Source organism: Enterococcus sp. AZ101 (assembly GCF_050499005.1).
GTDB lineage: Bacteria > Bacillota > Bacilli > Lactobacillales > Enterococcaceae > Enterococcus_L > Enterococcus_L ureilyticus.
Genome location: NZ_JBMHEZ010000001.1, coordinates 699,888 through 718,194, shown reverse-complemented (window position 1 = coordinate 718,194; position 18,307 = coordinate 699,888). Strand labels below are relative to the sequence as shown.

Annotated in this window: 19 protein-coding genes; 4 read left to right on the top strand and 15 right to left on the bottom strand. The window is 35.5% G+C overall.

Going from position 1 to position 18,307, the window contains the following annotated elements:
- Window positions 1–30 precede the first annotated feature (30 nt).
- The 7 genes from IGJ50_RS03305 to IGJ50_RS03275 form a co-directional block, all read right to left on the bottom strand.
- Window positions 31–795, bottom strand: a complete 765-nt coding sequence (locus tag IGJ50_RS03305) for a sugar transferase (RefSeq protein WP_083244291.1) — start codon at window positions 793–795, stop codon at window positions 31–33.
- A gap of 66 nt (window positions 796–861) precedes the next feature.
- Window positions 862–1,626 carry a tyrosine-protein phosphatase gene (locus IGJ50_RS03300; protein ID WP_207121180.1) on the bottom strand — a complete coding sequence of 255 codons (765 nt, stop codon included), beginning with the start codon at window positions 1,624–1,626 and terminating at the stop codon, window positions 862–864.
- A gap of 24 nt (window positions 1,627–1,650) precedes the next feature.
- Window positions 1,651–2,355: a CpsD/CapB family tyrosine-protein kinase gene (locus IGJ50_RS03295; RefSeq protein WP_069639080.1), complete on the bottom strand. Its 705-nt coding sequence runs from the start codon at window positions 2,353–2,355 to the stop codon at window positions 1,651–1,653.
- Between the two features lie 11 nt (window positions 2,356–2,366).
- Entirely contained in the window at window positions 2,367–3,206 is an 840-nt protein-coding gene (locus tag IGJ50_RS03290) for a YveK family protein (RefSeq protein ID WP_207121181.1), read from the bottom strand.
- A gap of 141 nt (window positions 3,207–3,347) precedes the next feature.
- A complete protein-coding gene (locus IGJ50_RS03285; protein WP_069639078.1) occupies window positions 3,348–4,190 on the bottom strand; it encodes a hypothetical protein in 843 nt (280 codons plus the stop codon).
- Between the two features lie 84 nt (window positions 4,191–4,274).
- Window positions 4,275–5,249, bottom strand: coding sequence for a diaminopimelate epimerase (gene dapF / locus IGJ50_RS03280; protein WP_429948893.1), 975 nt, complete (start codon window positions 5,247–5,249; stop codon window positions 4,275–4,277).
- Window positions 5,250–5,376: 127 nt separating this feature from the next.
- Window positions 5,377–5,985, bottom strand: coding sequence for a superoxide dismutase (locus tag IGJ50_RS03275; RefSeq protein ID WP_207121183.1), 609 nt, complete (start codon window positions 5,983–5,985; stop codon window positions 5,377–5,379).
- Between the two features lie 167 nt (window positions 5,986–6,152).
- On the opposite strand from IGJ50_RS03275, the gene IGJ50_RS03270 reads away from it, so the two are divergent.
- The 3 genes from IGJ50_RS03270 (at window position 6,153) to IGJ50_RS03260 (ending at window position 9,259) form a co-directional block, all read left to right on the top strand.
- The gene (locus IGJ50_RS03270) at window positions 6,153–6,965 is read left to right on the top strand and encodes a DUF1189 domain-containing protein (RefSeq protein WP_429948891.1); all 813 of its coding nucleotides are present in this window, start codon (window positions 6,153–6,155) and stop codon (window positions 6,963–6,965) included.
- Window positions 6,966–7,105: 140 nt separating this feature from the next.
- The gene (gene ispG, locus IGJ50_RS03265; RefSeq protein ID WP_429948889.1) at window positions 7,106–8,197 is read left to right on the top strand and encodes a flavodoxin-dependent (E)-4-hydroxy-3-methylbut-2-enyl-diphosphate synthase; all 1,092 of its coding nucleotides are present in this window, start codon (window positions 7,106–7,108) and stop codon (window positions 8,195–8,197) included.
- Between the two features lie 99 nt (window positions 8,198–8,296).
- Window positions 8,297–9,259: a phosphoglycerate dehydrogenase gene (locus IGJ50_RS03260; RefSeq protein WP_429948887.1), complete on the top strand. Its 963-nt coding sequence runs from the start codon at window positions 8,297–8,299 to the stop codon at window positions 9,257–9,259.
- A 52-nt stretch (window positions 9,260–9,311) separates the two neighbouring features.
- Here IGJ50_RS03260 and IGJ50_RS03255 read toward each other — a convergent pair whose 3' ends face one another.
- Window positions 9,312–10,250, bottom strand: coding sequence for a glycosyltransferase family 2 protein (locus IGJ50_RS03255; protein WP_069639111.1), 939 nt, complete (start codon window positions 10,248–10,250; stop codon window positions 9,312–9,314).
- A 393-nt stretch (window positions 10,251–10,643) separates the two neighbouring features.
- On the opposite strand from IGJ50_RS03255, the gene IGJ50_RS03250 reads away from it, so the two are divergent.
- On the top strand, window positions 10,644–12,131 hold the full coding sequence (locus IGJ50_RS03250) for a helix-turn-helix domain-containing protein (protein ID WP_429948886.1): 1,488 nt from the start codon (window positions 10,644–10,646) through the stop codon (window positions 12,129–12,131).
- 99 nt (window positions 12,132–12,230) lie between these two features.
- On the opposite strand, the gene IGJ50_RS03245 is transcribed toward IGJ50_RS03250, so the two are convergent.
- From IGJ50_RS03245 to mltG, 7 genes are all read right to left on the bottom strand, one after another.
- Complete coding sequence (locus IGJ50_RS03245; RefSeq protein WP_069639071.1) at window positions 12,231–12,542, bottom strand: HesB/YadR/YfhF family protein; 312 nt, start codon at window positions 12,540–12,542, stop codon at window positions 12,231–12,233.
- A gap of 87 nt (window positions 12,543–12,629) precedes the next feature.
- Window positions 12,630–13,295 carry a potassium channel family protein gene (locus tag IGJ50_RS03240; protein WP_069639070.1) on the bottom strand — a complete coding sequence of 222 codons (666 nt, stop codon included), beginning with the start codon at window positions 13,293–13,295 and terminating at the stop codon, window positions 12,630–12,632.
- A gap of 182 nt (window positions 13,296–13,477) precedes the next feature.
- On the bottom strand, window positions 13,478–14,110 hold the full coding sequence (locus tag IGJ50_RS03235) for a response regulator (RefSeq protein ID WP_069639069.1): 633 nt from the start codon (window positions 14,108–14,110) through the stop codon (window positions 13,478–13,480).
- Window positions 14,085–15,188 (bottom strand): sensor histidine kinase, encoded by a 1,104-nt coding sequence (locus tag IGJ50_RS03230; RefSeq protein WP_069639068.1) that lies wholly within the window; start codon window positions 15,186–15,188, stop codon window positions 14,085–14,087. Before IGJ50_RS03230 ends, IGJ50_RS03235 begins: the two co-directional genes overlap by 26 nt.
- Window positions 15,185–15,916, bottom strand: coding sequence for a cell wall-active antibiotics response protein LiaF (liaF, locus tag IGJ50_RS03225; protein ID WP_069639067.1), 732 nt, complete (start codon window positions 15,914–15,916; stop codon window positions 15,185–15,187). Before liaF ends, IGJ50_RS03230 begins: the two co-directional genes overlap by 4 nt.
- A 197-nt stretch (window positions 15,917–16,113) precedes the next feature.
- Window positions 16,114–16,587, bottom strand: a complete 474-nt coding sequence (gene greA / locus IGJ50_RS03220; protein ID WP_069639066.1) for a transcription elongation factor GreA — start codon at window positions 16,585–16,587, stop codon at window positions 16,114–16,116.
- A 261-nt stretch (window positions 16,588–16,848) separates the two neighbouring features.
- Window positions 16,849–18,291, bottom strand: coding sequence for an endolytic transglycosylase MltG (gene mltG, locus IGJ50_RS03215; RefSeq protein ID WP_069639065.1), 1,443 nt, complete (start codon window positions 18,289–18,291; stop codon window positions 16,849–16,851).
- Window positions 18,292–18,307: the final 16 nt, after the last annotated feature.

The following is an 18,307-nucleotide window of genomic DNA, read 5'->3' as shown; positions in this document are numbered from 1 at the left end:
GAACTCCTATTTTTTCTTAACATAAATTGTTCAATATGCACCATTACTATTTGAATTAATTGATAGCATAGTTTTGGCTGTTGCAAAAATAATTTTAATATCACTCATTAAAGAAGGATTCGCGATGTACTCTAAATCAAGTTCCACCATGTCGTCAAAATGAATGTCATTTCTGCCGCATATTTGCCACAATCCTGTACAACCAGGTTTAACAGTCAGTCTTAGCATGTCATGTTGACTGTACTCTTTAACTTCTCTTTCTAGTGGAGGTCTTGGTCCTACTAATGTCATGTCACCTTTCAAAACATTCCAAAGCTGAGGTAACTCATCTATGCTTGTTTGACGTAACTTTTTCCCGATCTTGGTCACCCTAGGGTCTTTTTTTATTTTAAACATTGCACCTTCAATTTCGTTATATTCCAATAGCTCATCTAATTTCTTCTCTGCATCAGTACACATAGAACGAAATTTATACATAATAAACGGCTTTCCATTTTTACCGACTCGTTGTTGCGCAAATAACACGTGACCTTTTGAATCTTCTTTTTTTATTAAAAAAGCTACTATGAGAAATAAAGGACTAAAGCATATAAGTCCTATTAAACTTCCTAAAATATCTAATCCTCTTTTTGATATACGAAAAGATAAAGATCGTTGTGCAAAATCTCTTTCTAAATGCGAATTGTTAGATTCATTACTTCTTTTTATATATGCTTGTTTTTTCTCTTTGTCTTTACCAACATTTACAAACTTCCCCTCCAAATTAAGCACCCCTTTTAGCCCTGATTTGATCATACCAACAACTATGTATTAAAAACATACCGACAACAATATATAAAATCATTTAATTATTTGTTATCTCTAAAATAAACCAAATTTTTTCTTTTTAATCTCTCTAAAAATAGGTCTTTGGATACCATCCCCATTCAAGACATCTTTAGCCATTTGCTGCATAACCGCCACATGTTCCACGCCCATATCTTTCTCAATAGCATCATAAGCTTTTTTCATAAAAAAACCGCGTTTTTTTATGTTGTGGGCATCAGAAGCCATCATATAAATCATATTGTGTGAAACCATTTGTTTGGCTATACGCTCAATCTGTTTTCCAAAAACACCAACGTAACTTGGAGCTGTTAATTGAGTGAGTATCCCCATCTCTAAGAACGGCAATAATCGATTAGGATCTTCAATAAATTTACTGTTTCTTTCTGGATGAACGATCACCGGAATGTGCCCCGCTTTTAGTAGCTCAAAAAATAATCGTTCCGTATAGGCAGGGATATCGTTAGTCGGAAACTCAATTAGAATATATCGATTTTCAAGATCTGTAAATAAAATATCATTTGTCTGAATTTGTTCCAGTAGATCTCCACTGATCCGTACTTCTTGTCCTTCATATAAAGTAAGTGGGATACTCCGCTGATCTAATTCTTTTTGTAAAGTTGCCACGTGGGTAATGACCTGCTCAGCTGGGTTATCGTATTTACCATTATTATGATGCGGCGTACAAAGGATATGTGTGATTCCCTGTTTAACAGCCATCCGTGCCATATCAAGGGAATCATCGATTGTTTTGGCGCCATCATCAATACCTGGCAATATATGGCAATGTAAATCGATCATCGGCTTTCCCCTCTCTATTCTTTTTTATGATCCATAATAATATCCTTGATCTTCTATACTTTTCGACCCATTGTAAACAACCCCTAGGATATTTGCATCCACCAACTCTAGTAGGCTTTTCGCTTTCAGCAAAGAGTCTCTCTTTGAAACATTTTCACGGACCACTAGAATCGTACCGTCTGATTTTGATGAAACGATTTGTGCATCTGTCACCGCAACAACAGGTGGCATATCAAAAATAACCAAATCATATTGATGCTTTAACTCCTGAAGCAATTCTTGCATTCTTCTAGAATCTAATAATTCTGAAGGATTAGGTGGTTTCGGGCCACTTGCCATCAAAAATAAATTATCAACTCCGGAAGGTTGCACCACTTGATGTAACATCGTTTCACGGCTACCTAATAACGTACTCAATCCACGTGCATTATCTAAAGTAAATGTTTTGGCTACTGTAGGCTTGCGCATGTCCGCATCCACTAGTAAGACACGTTTACCAGAATTTGCAAATACAATCGCTAAATTTGCAGATGTAGTGGATTTTCCTTCACTTGGGCCAGAAGAAGTAATAACCAAGGTCTTTAAGTCTCTATCTACCATAGCGTACTGAATATTGGTTCGAATCGTTCGATATTGTTCTGAAATAGGGGAAGATTTATCAGCTAAAGTAATTAAACTTACAGCTTTTGTTTTCTGTTTTTTTTGCGCTCTTATTATATTTTTTGTCATTCTATACTCCTTTAAACTCGTGGACGACTTCTACGTATTGGTGGGGTAGAATTATCAGGCTTACTATTTTCTTTTGTTGTGGTAGGTTTAGGTACGTCTCTAGCCGGCCCTCTAGGATCATTCACAAATGAATCAGACACCGATGGATTACGTACTACTTTTGCATTTAGTTCCTTGGCTGTCATATTAGGTACGACACCTAATATCGTAAAGCCAAGCTCATCTTCTACAAAACTATCATCTTTGATTGTTTTATCAAATAATTCTAAAATGAAAGCTACAACTATTCCGAACATAATTCCTAAAGCCAAACCAATCATTAGATTTATTTTGTCGTTTGGTGAGACTTGATTCACATTTGCAGTTGCCGCAGATATAATCGTGATCTTGTCTACATTCAGCATATCTTTTGCTTGTTCTTGGAAAACCAAAGCAGTCTGATTGGCAATATTTTGTGCTACAAGTGGATCCGTTACTTTGGAAACGATTGAAAACATTTGAGAATTTTGTGATTGATTTACTGAGATACTTTCACCCAAAGCTTCAACAGTTAAATCATTATCATGCTCCGTTTTCATTCTTTGCTGTACTTCAGTCATTACCGTATCACTTTTGATCAAATCCTTATAGGTGTTGATCATCTGTAAATTTCCATTGATATCATTAACGTTGGTTGTTTCATTTTGCGGTAACCGCACGATCAATTGCGCCTGAGAACTGTATTTAGGAGTGATTACAAAATATGTTAATATTCCAGCGGCACCTAACCCTAAAAACATACTGACGATGATTAGACCGATACGTTTTTTTAATACTCCGATTAATTCTTGTAAACTGATTGTCTCTTCCATTTTTTCCTCCAATTAACTACTTACAAATAATTATAGATTTTAGCTGAAGCAACTACAAGGTTATTTGTACAGAATAGCTATCAATTATTTCAATATTTATTGAAATAATTGATAGAGTTCATTCTAACAAGCCAAAAAGCTTTATCCTAGAGGTTCTTCACTAGGCAGGATTTCTTCTTGATTTACTATTACTTCACCCATCGCTTGCTTTTCTAGAAGGTTGTCAATTACATCCATTTTATCAACTAACTCTTTTTTCAATGTTTCATTTTTGATCTGATCTAACTGATTAAAAATAAGAATAAAATTATCCATAGTTACACTATCGGACAATACTCCATCTTTGCTCATAGCAGTAATTTCTTGTTTTAAATCAGAATAGTATTTGACTTGAGTATCCATTTCAGTTAAAAATGCAATGATGGCGTTATTCCACTCATTTTCAGAATCAGCGATTTTACTACGAAGTTTAGAAATAGCTGTAACTGACGCCAGCTCGTTGATGATGATATCTATAGTCTGAGCTGTCCAGTCGTTTGGCGCATGAACAAGTAATGCGGTTATTTGCTCTTGTATTTCTTTTTTATTCTTAAGATTCTTTATTTTAGTGGTCATTTCTTTTTTTCCTTGTGTTACTTCGACAGTATCTACAGAAAAATCATTACTTTTTAAATCGAAGTCTTTTGCTTCTGTTTTTAGAGAAAGGATTTCACGTTCCATTTCCTTTAATTTCTCCATATCAACAGGCTCTACTAAAAATTCTTCCTGATCATTTTGATAGAATTGAAGAATTTGTTTATTAAGTCTTTGTATTTTTACAGTTTCATTTTTTATCGTTGTTTTTGCATATTCGACTTTTCGTTGACGTTCTTTATTAGCATTTGATTGTAATCCTAAAAAACAAATACCAATTGAACTGATGATTACAATCAAATAGATGACCTTCATTACTGACTTACTACCAAACCTTCCACTTTTTATCACTACTACACTCCTTTAGGGATACCTTACTTTTAAATAACCAACTTTTGTATTTTGGACATACCAATCCTCATACTTATTGTGCCTCTATTTTATAGATGCTAAAAATGCCAAATAATCTGCTTGTTCAACAGTTTCCTTAACACTTATTTTATTGAAGTGACCTTCTAAAAAATCAGTCTGTAAACCAGATACCAAATGTGTAATTGTCGCGTTCCCTATCAATTCCATCCAATAGCCATCTGAATCATCTTCATGAACTACAGTTTTTACCATGCCACCAGTATTTTTAACAGTAATCGGTTCACTGAATTCTCCTTCGTTCAACAGGACATACATTAGACTGCTTGCACACATCGCAGTACCACATGCGCTAGTGAATCCAACCCCACGTTCAAACGTGCGCACAAAGATTTCATTTGTTCCTAATATCTCAACAAAGCTCACATTGACTCCATCTGGAAATAGTGGGTTGACACCATTTACATATGCCGCGATTCGTTCAAATTCTTCTCCCATAAGAGTTTGACGGTCTACAAATGTGATTAAATGTGGATTAGGAACAGCTACTACTGAAAATCTCAAATCGTTAGACAATTCTGGGATCACTTCATCCATTATGGTATTATTTTCAGTCTGCATCGGAATCGCAGCTGCTTCAAAACGAACAGGTGAAATTTCTACTTGATAGGTAACTACTTGTTCCGCTAGATTAGGCGCCTTGCGTACTTTAAGGTCAGCAAACATAGTCTCCACAGTAAAGGAGCTTTTTTTATACTTTTCGGCTAAATACCTAGCTACAGTACGTAAACCGTTCCCGCACATACTGGCTTCACTACCATCGCGATTGATCACCCGCATCTTAGCGAGTGATTCACCATTTAGTACTTCTTCCACTAGCAATAAGCCATCAGCACCACCTAAAAGACCTGTCTCTCTATCACATAGACGAGTGCGTAAAGTGTCGATTTCCTTTTCCGTAAGGGGCTCATCCAACTGCGTTTCATCTATTAAAAAGAAATCATTTTCTGATCCATGAACTTTTTGCATAGTTATCTTCATTATAGTTCTCCCTTACTCTCCCTAATTTTATATTCCTAACTAATAGTATGCCACAAACAAAAAGAGGAAAACAGCATAATTTACTGTTTTCCTCAAAAAGTTTCTAAAAACTTTGTTTTGTTCTTAATTATTTAGCTGCTGCAAAGCGTTTATTCACTTCATCCCAGTTTACTACGTTCCAAAATGCATCAATGTACTCTGGACGTACATTTTTGTAATTTAAATAGTAAGCATGTTCCCAAACGTCTAAACCTAAAACTGGTGTTTTACCATCCATTAAAGGTGAGTCTTGGTTTGCAGTTGAAGTAATTTCTAGCTTACCGTTATTCAAAACTAACCATGCCCAACCTGAACCAAAGCGTCCAGTTGCAGCTGTTTTAAATTCTTCTTTTAATTTATCAAAACTACCAAATGCGGCGTCAATAGCCTCCTTGATGTCGCCTGTTGGCGCACCACCAGCATTTGGTGCCATGATTTCCCAGAAGAATGAGTGATTGGCATGTCCGCCACCATTATTACGTACTGCTGTACGAATATCCTCAGGAATGCTATCCATATCAGCAATCAATTCTTCTACTGATTTAGTCCCTAATTCAGGATGCTTTTCGATTGCAGCATTTAAATTCGTCACATAAGTGTTATGGTGTTTGTCATGGTGTAAATGCATTGTTTCCACATCGATGTGAGGTTCTAATGCATCATAAGCATAAGGTAAATCTGGTAAAGTGTAAGTCATAAAAAATCCCTCCATTAATTAAGTATAAAGTTTCATACATTTATAGCATAACAGATTTTATGGCAACCTTCAAAGTAATTGCTTACAAAGTTTGATATAAACTTGTTTTTCCTTGATATCTCCTTTAAAATGACGTGTATAATCAATTTCAAGTCAGGAGAGAAATCATGAATTCATTTACGCTTTTTAAACACTCGTTATTTAGATTAACTGATCTCAATCAGGCAAAAAAAATGCCTTTTTGGAAAGTTATTTTATATGTTTTTTTTCTAAGTATCATTCTTGCCTTGCCAATAACAAAGCAAATATTTTCTATTATGAACGACATTAAGAGTGATGGACAAGAAATCGCTACAAAACTACCTGATTTCAACATTACAGATGGAAAATTTCAAACTTCTCAAGAAGCTGAAGGTTTCATCTATCAGACAAACTCAATCATTTTTACATTTGATCCAGATGGAAAACGCACTCTTAATGATGTGGCAGCTGATTCCGTAGGAAGCGCTGTTAGTCTAGGTTTTTTGAAAGATGAATTTGTTGTAGCTTTGCCTAATTCAGGTGCTGCCGATGCGTTGTTAGGCGCTAATCAATTTGAAGTCCCCTATTCTAAAGGAACTTTAGACGGCTTGAATAGTAAAGAGTTGAAACTAGCTTTAGATGAGGCAAATGTCCCTTTTTGGATAAAGTTAATTGTCTTTATTGTTACGTTGTATCCCACTTTCATCAACTTGGTCATCAACTTACTTATGATAACTATCGGTGCCAATCTTTATAGTAAGATCCGTTTGTATAAATTACGTTTTTTAGATTGTTTAAAAATCGCAACTTATTGTGCGACACTGCCTGTGATCATCAGTAGTATTCTTCATTTTCTCACTCGCTCATTTGATGACAGTTTCCTAATCGTCTTCACTTCATTACTGATCTTCTTTTTTGCTATTCGTAATGAGGAACGGCGAGAAACACCTTTAGTTTAACTTATAAAAACAAATGAATTGAATCTTAAACATTTCTTACATAATTTGGCTTATAATTATGTAAGAAACTGGAACATAAATGATACTTATTTAGAAATGTCTTATAAAATAAATGCATAGTAATAGGGAGAGAATTAATTATGGGAGAATTGACCCATCGTAAAAATACTCGTCAGGTTAAGATTGGCGATTTAACGATTGGTGGAAGTGATGAGTTGTTTATGCAAAGTATGTGTACCACAAAAACACATGATATCGATGGCACTGTAGCTCAAATCAAACGCTTAGAAGAAGCTGGTTGTCAAATAGTCCGTGTGGCAGTCCCTGATGAGGCAGCAGCAGAAGCTTTAGGTGCTATCAAACGTCAGATTTCGATTCCTTTAGTTGCTGACATCCATTTTGATTATCGTTTAGCACTAAAAGCTATCGAACAAGGCGTAGACAAAATCCGAATCAATCCAGGAAATATCGGTCGTAAAGATCGTGTAGAAAAAGTCGTCACAGCCTGTAAGGCCAAAGGAATTCCAATCCGAATCGGTGTCAATGCTGGTTCATTAGAAAAAAAATTCTTGCAAAAATACGGGTATCCAACTGCAGAAGCCATGGTAGCCAGTGCTGTTGAACATATCGAGATACTTGAAGAGTTAGATTTTTACGATATTATTGTTTCATTGAAGGCAAGTGATGTTAACTTAGCAGTCGAAGCTTATACTCTAGCAGCACAAACGTTCGATTATCCGCTACATTTAGGCATTACAGAAGCTGGAACAAAATTTTCTGGCGGTATAAAATCAGCTGCTGGTCTTGGGGCATTGTTATCACGAGGTATTGGAAATACTTGTCGAGTGTCATTATCAGCCGATCCTGTCGAAGAAATCAAAGTCGCCAAAGAAGTTTTAAAAGCTTTTGGTTTGGCAAGTAATGCTGCGACATTAATTTCTTGTCCAACTTGTGGACGGATCGAAATCGATTTAATCCCAATCGCTAATGAAATTGAAGAATATATCGAAACCATCAAAGCACCCATCAAAGTAGCGGTTTTAGGTTGTGCTGTTAATGGACCTGGTGAAGCGCGGGAAGCTGATATCGGGATTGCTGGTGGAAACGGTAAGGGAATGCTTTTCAAAAAGGGGAAAATCATCCGAACTGTTCCAGAAGAAATCATGGTCGATGAATTGAAGAAAGAAGTCGATATTCTTGCTGCGGCTTATGCTCGCGGAGAAAAAATATAATCCAAAACCAAAAAAGAGTGGAATGATGTGATTATCAGTTCACTCTTTTTTGGTTTTGGATACTTTTTTGTTACAATAAAGTAGCGAGGAGGAATCAACATGGGACAACCAATAATTTATCTGTATGAACAATTGAAAGAAGAGCAAGTTGAAACAATCAAGCGAGCTGCTCCTGCGTATACTATTATCGATGCTCAAAAAGAAACAACTCAAATGATAGAGGACGATATCCAGATTATGCTTGGCTGGGACAAAGAATTAGGTCAACGTTTGTTAGCTTCTGAATCAAGTCGACTACAATGGGTCCAAGCTATTTCAGCTGGTGTAGACTCTTACGATTTGAAGCGTTTCGCTGATAAAAAAATCTTGCTTTCTAATGCTAGCGGCATTCACAGCGTATCTATATCAGAACATGTTTTAGGGACATTATTGACTGAATTCCGTGGGATTCGAGCCAGTATCAATAACCAATCGAAAAATGAGTGGACAAGAGAAAATATCACTTATCAGCAACTTTCTGAGCAAAAAATGTTGATCGTTGGAACGGGACATATCGGACAACAGCTTGCTGTTTTCTCACAAGGACTAGGAATCCAAACTTATGGCGTAAATACATCTGGTCATGCAACAAATGGTTTTATTGAATGTTACTCACATAAAAATATCAGTCGTATTGTCAATGAAATGGATATTGTTGTAAATATTCTCCCTTTGACCGATGATACTTATCAGATTTATAACGAAAGATTGTTTCTTGCAATGAAGCCTGGAACCGCTTTTGTCAATGTTGGGCGAGGACCTTCTGTCAATACAAATGATTTGATTGATGCATTGAATACGGGTCATCTACGTTTTGCGGCTTTGGATGTTTTTGAAGAGGAACCGTTACCTAGTGACAGCCCATTATGGCACATGGATAATGTCTTGATCACTCCTCATATTTCTGGGTTAACCCCTAAATTTAAAACAAAACTATCACTAATATTTATGCAAAACCTCAAACAATTTCTAAAAGATCATACACTAGTAAAAAATGAAATATCCTTGCATCAAGGCTATTGATCAAAAAAACACTGATTCAACGCTCACTCTAATGCGCTGAATCAGTGTTTTTTTATAATTTCCGATCCTTTTCTGTTTCTTTTACCAGATAAATCGGCCGTTTTTTTGTCTCTAAGAAAATTTTCCCAATATATTTCCCAATGATCCCCAGACAAAGTAACTGCAATCCCCCAACAAATAAAAAAATACAAACCATCGACGGCCAACCACTTGTCGGATCTCCTTTAATGATTGTTCTGAAGAAAATCACAAACATTGTTATCACTGAACCCACACATGAAAAAGCCCCAATATAAGAAGCAAGATTTAATGGTGCTTCTGAGAAATTAACGATTCCATCGATCGAATAACTTAGTAAACTCCAAAAAGACCAAGACGTAGCTCCAGCTACTCGTTCGCGGTTCTCATAGGAAAGATATTCTGTATTAAAGCCAACCCAACTAAAAATGCCTTTTGAAAAACGATTGTACTCAGTTAATTCTAAAATCGCATCTACCATTTGGCGTGTCATCAAACGAAAATCACGTGCGCCATCAACCATCTCAGTTTCTCCAATTTTATTGACTAAACGATAAAACATTTTCGCAAAAAAACTACGAATAGGCGGTTCACCGGCACGATCTCCCCGTCTGGTACCCACACAATCCAGTTCTTGATTCGTTTCCAGCATTTGGATCATCTGAGGTAATAGCTCTGGCGGATCCTGTAAATCTACATCCATGACAGTTACCAAGCTTCCATTTGCTTCCTTAAGCCCTGCATACAACCCAGCTTCTTTCCCAAAGTTTCTGGAAAAAGAAAGATAACGTACTTTTTCAGGATGCTCTTTATATAATTTTCTAAGTGCACTTAAGGTATGGTCAGTCGATCCATCATTAATAAATATGTATTCTATATCCTGTTGTATTTCCGAACTCACTTTTTCCACTTCATCAAAAAACAATGGAATTGACTCCTCTTCATTGTAACAAGGAACAATAATCGATAGCATAAAATTTCCTCCAAAAAAGTATTCTTTTTGATTATAGCATACATTCTTAACTGAATAATAATAAAATTATGTATAAACGTATTCACCATAATATAAGGGGGAAACCTCCTATACAATATAGAAAAAAACAAATTCCAACTATATAAATAACACATATTTTTTAATTATATATAAATTAAAATATATAAATTACGATAGATGCAACAATATAAACTACAAATAAAATATTAATGTAACTTTAAATAATTATTAGATTTCTAATTTATAATTGAAATCCCTAGATTAAATGGTTATTATAAAGAGAATTAATTTTTATGCTCTATTTATCTTTGTAAAACTAATCATCAGAAATTGCAATAACTTTTAAACAAAATCACTAAAAGGAGACTAAATATGCTAGAAGACATTTTATTAGATGATGTTGCCCAACGCAAGATCAGTGTTTTTAATCAACTATTAGCTACAGCAGATGGTACATATAGCATTCATTATTTTGAACAGTTCACAGATTTTTCTTATGCTCGTTTAATTTCTTTGTTTGCTGAGATACATGAGGATCTCATGGAGAAACAAAATCTTGAATTATTGAACGATCAAGGAAAGGTACATATTGATTTATCCAAGCTGCGAGATATTCCATACGCTCAATTTTTATTTCGTAAAAGCTTACCTTATAAGTTTTTACTTGCGACAATTTTGGAAAATAATTATACGATTGAACACTTTTGCAGAGATCATTTTATTAGTCGGGCTTCGATTATTCGAAGACTGCAACCATTGATTAATTATTTAAAAGATTTCGATATTCAGTTGAATTGTTCCAAACTCCAACTTACAGGGAAAGAAAACTTGATTCGCATTGTTTATCTAAACTTTTTTTGGATCGCATCATGCGGGGAAGATCTTTTTTTAGCGTTAGATGAAACAAAAAGAGGGGTTGAGCTGTTTGATTCACATGACCATCAATGGATGACTTATGCTGAACCAAGAGAATGGTATCTACTAACAACAATTTCTCAATTACGAATCAAAAAGAAACACTTCATTATCGAGCCTCCCTTCAAACAATTAACTTTTCCAAAAGTAAATATGTCTTTTATTAAAAAGCTGGAACAATCGAAGATCCCTCAGCAATTCATAGAAAGAGAAGCTACTTTTCTTTCCTTTATGATGTTCTATTGGAGCATTTATTTTTACGCAGACGATCCTAGGCTAAGCTATGTAAAAGAGTATATGAGAAGTGACCAGCAGCCTTTAGGAAATTTGATTGAACGCTTTGAAAACTTTTATCAGTCTTTATTTTCTGAGAAAAAATTATCTAATGACATAAAAGAATTACTAAATGCCAATCTCTTTACTACTTGTCTCAATCACTTTGTATTGAAAGATTCACTCCCACTGGCCATTAACTTTATGGAGAAATGTATCAAAGAGCAAAATCCGTTGTATCAACCACTTTCAGTAAAAGTCCGATCATTCTTGGCTGAGATCATTTTACTCCCAGAATTCGCTTGGATAAAGAATTGTTTGGAAGATTTAGTTTATATTTGTTCTTATTTACTCCTTCCTTTTTATGAAAGAAATAATCCTAAATATCAGTTGAATGTAGGAATTATTTTGTCGCCGAATGCTATATTCTTGAAACCTCTTTTTGATTTTTTAGAGCATCTTTCATTTGTCACCGTTTCTTTTGTCTCCTCAACATCTGACGATGATTATGATTTCTACATAGCAGCATCAAAACTATTGCTGCCAGAAAAAATCAAGCAAACTGATAATTTCCAAGTCATTCCATTATCACATGCCCTTGATTATCAAGCGAATCTTATCGATACGTTACATAAAAAATATACAGAAAAATCGACTTCATTATCTAGTTAAAAAACGAGCCTTGGACAAAACTAGTTGCTAGTTATGTCTAAGGCTCTTTACTATAAAAGAAACTATTGAAAATTTACTTCATCCAGCTAAGCTGATTTTTTATTGTTTCAAATCTTCTTTATTTTCAGCAAAGTTGTATTTCGGTTCATCTTTGTCTTCATCATAATCCACTAATAAATCATACCCTTTAAAAAACCAATCATCCGTTTCTTCAATAAAATAAGTAATGCCTTCAATCTCTTCTTTGACTAGTGGTTGATCTGGCGCTTCTACTGACATGGCTATAGAAAACCCTTCATGGACATCTGTCTTACCGTAAATTTTACCGTAAAAACGAATACCACTATCCGAGGTAACACCGACTTCCTCTTTGAACCATTGTTGCGCACGCGGCGTAATTGTTAATTTCATCTGCAATTTCCTCCTAACATGAAAGCTAGTTATCACTCTTGTTATTTTAGCACAGAGTTTGTCTTTCAGAGAATAAAGTGCTTGGCCTTACTCATTCATCTTTTCATCCAGCAAATCAACATCGTCTGTTTCGCCAACTACCAATAGGTTATCATTTTCTCGTACCATCTCTTCAGCTGCTGGCGAGGCAATTACTTCTGATTTTGAGCGGCGGATGGCCACTACGGTCAAGCCAAAGCGTTGACGAAAATTCAAGTCCCCCAGTGTTTTGCCATAAAATTTAGGGTTTGATACGCGAACCTCTGCTAATGATACTTCATTTGATAGTTCGATATAGTCTAAAATATTTCGAGAAACTAATTTATGTGCTACTCTGATGCCCATGTCTCTTTCAGGATGAACAACCAAGTCAGCCCCAATCTTTTCTAATACTCTGGCATGGTACTCATTCACGGCTTTAGCTAAAACGTTTGGAACACCCATTTCCTTTACCATCAAAGTGACTAAAATACTCGCTTGGATATCTTCACCGATTGCAACAACGACATGATCGAAGTTACGAATTCCTAAAGAACGCAATGTTGCTTCGTCTTGCGCATTTGCTACAACTGCATGGGTTGCTATATTCATGTATTCATTTACTCGGTCTTCATTACTATCAATCGCCAAAACTTCTTGACCTGACTCGATCAACGTTTGACAAATGCTGCCGCCAAATCTTCCTAGACCAATAATTGCAAAATTTTGCTTCATGTTTATTTCTCCTAGCATTAGATTTAGTTTAAGTATAACAAACAGATAGCTAATTGAACAGAAACAGTAAATCATTCCGTGTTGTACGTACTATTTCTACTTTATTTGTTACTGCTGAGTACTTATTTTACTACTAAAAAAAGTGAACAAGATTGCCTTATTCACCCGTAGTTGTCTATTTTTTATTTTGCTAAACCGTGCTGAAATGCATAGATTGCCGCTTGTGTACGATCTTCAACATCTAGTTTTGCTAAGATATTCGAGACATGTGTTTTAACTGTTTTTAGCGTAATAAATAACTCATCTGCAATTTCCTGATTACTACGACCTTTGGCAATCAACATTAAAATTTCATGCTCACGATTCGTCAAATCCTCATGTAAAACTGGCTCTTGCTTTTTCGTTAAGCGTTCCATCATTTTAGTCGTTACTTCTGGTTCCAACACACGTTCACCTCTAGCAATAGCACGTATGGCATTGGCAATTTCATGTGCCGTAGAGGTCTTCAATAGGTAGCCCGCAGCACCAGCTTCAATGGCTGGATAGACTTTTTCATCATCAATAAAACTAGTCACAATAATGATACGGGCTTGGGGCCAATCTTTTAAAATTGCTTTTGTTGATTCGATCCCATCCATCACATCCATGACTAAATCCATTAAAATCACATCTGGTCGTAATTCGAGGGCTTTTTCATAACCGATCTGACCATTTTCCGCTTCTCCAACGACTTCAATATCTTCTTGAATCGACAAATATGAGGATACTCCTAATCGCACCATTTCATGGTCATCCACTAACATTACTTTGATCACTTATCATTTCCTCCTTTATTACAGGCACTTTGATCTCAACACTTGTCCCTTGTCCTTTAAAACTGATGATCTTCACGATACCGCCCATACCTGCTACACGTTCGCGAATATTTTTCAAGCCATAACTTCCAGCCTTATTATCATTTTCACTCATATCAAAACCGACACCATCATCGACTAAACGCAACAGAACATTTTTGTCTACTTGATGAAGATATACCTCAAGTTCTTTTGCTTTTGCATGACGAAGCGTGTTGGATAATAGTTCTTGTACGATTCGGAATAAATGATCCTCGATACTATTATTTAAATGAACATCCTCAACATCCCAAGTCAATTCGATTTTGATTTTCGTTTGTAATTCTTTTAATAATTGTTCAATTCCCTTACGTAAACTCTTACCTTCTAAGCTCACAGGACGTAAATGAAGCAGCAAAGCACGCATCTCAGATTGAGAGGCGTTGATAATATCGGTTACAGTTACCAATTGTTTACGGAACATCTCTAGCGTATCACTACGCTGGGCTTGTTCATTCAAAGCAGATAACATCATCATCGCAGCAAATAACTGCTGACTGACAGAATCATGAAGTTCTCTAGCTAGACGATGACGTTCCGCTTCTAAGATTTCCTCTTTTGTCTCTCCATCCATGATTTGTGGACGACTATTCAATAATTGCAATTCTTTTGACATTTCCAATAATTTCGTTCGAATTTTGAAAATATCATGATCGACTTCGCCGATGTATTGATCATTGCTCGCATGTGGTACGCTTTTAGTAATGACAGGATTTTCGTAACTGCCTCGAGCTAACAAACGAAGTTTTTCTTCAATTCTACCATATTGTGCTTTTTGTACAATAGATACGAGTAGAAATGTTGATAATCCCACTAACAGTGAGATCAAGAGCATATGGAAAATCAAAGGAATATAAAATACTTTCCTTTGAAGTAATTCCAACATCCAATTTTTTTGTTTGATTGAATGAAAATAAGAGAACAGAGTGAGTAGAACGACAATAAATGTACTACATGCGGCATATAGTGAAAGCATCTGTCTGGATATCTTCCCCATCATACGCGGATCACCTCTAAATCTCCGACTAATGTATTGGTGATGATCTTTAGGCGGCGATTATTTGTGTCATAATCATGGCTATAGAGTTTTAATGATTCATTTTTTAAATGATATTTTTCTTCTTCAAAATTAACATTTCCATAAAATGTCGAATGTTCTAGCATAACTGCAACCCCAAGAGGAACTAAAATTCTAGTTCGGCCAAAGCCTTTGCGGATGATGATGATGCTATCATCTTTAGGTAATAAGGTATTGCCTAAGTCAACGATCGTATCCCCAGAAAGCACGTCTATATTGATATCATCCCATTCATAAACATTACTCCCGATACGTTCATTGGCAAACCAAGGACGCTTAAAGCGGCGACCGCTTTTAGGTTCGACATTCGTTGTTTCTACCATGATCATTTGTTTCTTTCGCCACGGAGCTCGTTGAGTAATATCAACTCCTGCAATTTCAACACCTTTTAGACCAATAAATAAAACACCAAAAACCAACATCAACCAAAATGCCGGGCTATTCATTACTCCTATCAAAATCAAAATGATCCCCAATACTAACTGGAAATTATTGAAATTACTGCGATGTACTTTTTTAAGTGCATAAACTGCACTCAAGATACCTAATACTAATACCACTACTAAACCTGGGTTATGTATAATTTGCCATAAGGCTAATATAAAAAGTAATGCTTCTACTACGATAAAAAAACGCCATGGGTTATTCATTATAATCCCCCTTCCTATGAAATTAGTATACCTTGATTCCCATACTAATGTTAGTTGCTAAAGCCTCATTTTGCTATAGGACTTTAGCCCTAATTTTAAATACAGACAAGAGTCCCTCTATAATTTATTCAGGTTTAAAGGGCAAGTCAAAACTAATGATAGCTTTGGCTCGCCCTTTGTTCTTATTGATTGTTTTATTAACCGACTTTTGTAATTCTGACTTGCATATCTCCACCTGGAGTTGCAATAGCGACTTGATCGTTTAATCGTTTACCAATTAATGCTTGTGCAATTGGTGAATCATTTGAAATTTTACCTGAAAAAGGATCTGCTTCTGCGCTACCTACGATAGTATATTCTTCTTCATCGCCATCAGGTAATTCAATAAATGTTACAGTTTTCCCAATCGAAACTTCATCAGAATCGACGCCATTATTATCAATGATTTGTGCAAAACGAATCATATTTTCTAATGTAGTGATTTTTCCTTCCACAAATGCTTGTTCATCTTTAGCAGACTCGTACTCAGAGTTTTCTGATAAATCACCGAAACTTCTTGCAATTTTTATACGTTCAACGATTTCTTTTCGCTTAACTGTTTTTAGTTCTTCTAATTCTTGTTCTAATTTTTCTTTTCCTTCAAGTGTCATCGGAAATACTTTTTCTACCATGTTAATTTCTCCTTCTTAACTTACTACAATGTTTTATTTTTATCTTCATTGAAAAATTCCGCTTTCAATCCACAAAAGAGTACCACGCTTTAAGCAAATTGTAAATAATATTCACTTAATTTTTATAAATCTGCTAAACTTTTTTTAACAGATGATTCTTAAAGTATTCCTTTTGGATCATAATCTACCTATTCTATAGTAAAGCGAAACGAGCCGCCTAAATAATAGGTTGGCTCGTAATATAATACGCAAATTTATAAGCTATTCACTTTTTTCAGTATCAGTATTGTTCACATATTTATCTACAAACTCTTGATGTTCTTCATACGTTTCAGCAAAATAAACATTTCCAGTTGAGATATCAGCAACAAAATAGAGATAATTATTTGGTGCTGGATTTAAGACAGCGTTGATTGCTTGTTCACTAGGGCTATTGAAAGGTCCTGGACCATACCCTGTATTTTTATAAAGATTGTAGGGTGAATCGACTTCTAAATCCTTATATGTGACTAATTCTTTGTGTTCACCTAGAGCATATAAAATCGAAATATCAGATTGTAACGGCATATTCGCTGCTACGCGATTAAAGAAAACTTGGGCAATTTTCTTGCGGTCTTCTTCTTTCACCCCTTCTTTTTCTACTAATGATGCTAATGTCAAGACTTGTTGGACTGTCATCCCTTTTGCATGGACCATTGGAATAAAGGGCTCCATCACACTATTAGACTTAGCGATCATTTGTTCAACAAACTCTTCTAACTTGGACTCTTTATAGTAGTCATAGGTTGCTGGGAATAAGTAGCCTTCCAAACGATAACGGACATCTTTTGCTTCAGCTGCGCTTGCCAATAATTCCGGATATTTTTCCTTCATCGAATCAAAAAATGCTTGGTCTTTCATCAATTCAATAAATTGATTTTTCTTAAAATCGGTATTTTTTTCGATTGCCTCTCCGATTTTCTCAATATCAAAGCCTTCTGGAATTGTGACTTTGCCATCGGCAAGCTGGGTTGGTTCAGCTGTTCCGCCTTCTCTTAAAAGTGCACCGATATCATCTAATGTCATATCTGGCGACATTTGATAGTATCCAGCCTGAAAATCAGTTAGATTTTTAAACTTTGCATAATAGTTAAAAACTAAGCCACTTTTAATCACTTTGCTTTCTTCTAAAATATTCGCGATTTTCTTATTGGATGAATCTTCTGGAATATGCACTTGAACTAATTTTGAATTCTTCTTGTCTAGCGGCTGTAGACCTGCATCAACATACTTATAGAACGTGAATCCAAAAATTGCGATCACCAATATCAACACAGAGGCAACAATCAATACAATTCGGCTGACGATTCGATCTTCTTTCTTTCTAGTACGTTTATTCGATTCTTCATTTTTAGGACCTTGATGCTTTTCCAGTTCTGGTTTTGCAGCAAAATCTGGTTGTTCATTTTGTTTTGCATGATGTTCTGCACTACGAGAACCTACTGAATATATTTCTTCTGATGGTATTGATTCTTCCTGTTTATGAGACTGAACATGGTCTACTTGATTATATTCTGCTTCGTTATTGTGCGATAAGTTCTGAGCATTGTGTTCAGAAGAAGCTGAATCATCATTGCCTATTTCTTCTCCCCGCAAAGAACGCAAGACCTGATCTTTGAATGAAGACTTGGAATGATCTTGATTATTTTGGTTATCTTCTGCCAAAACAAATCCTCCTTAC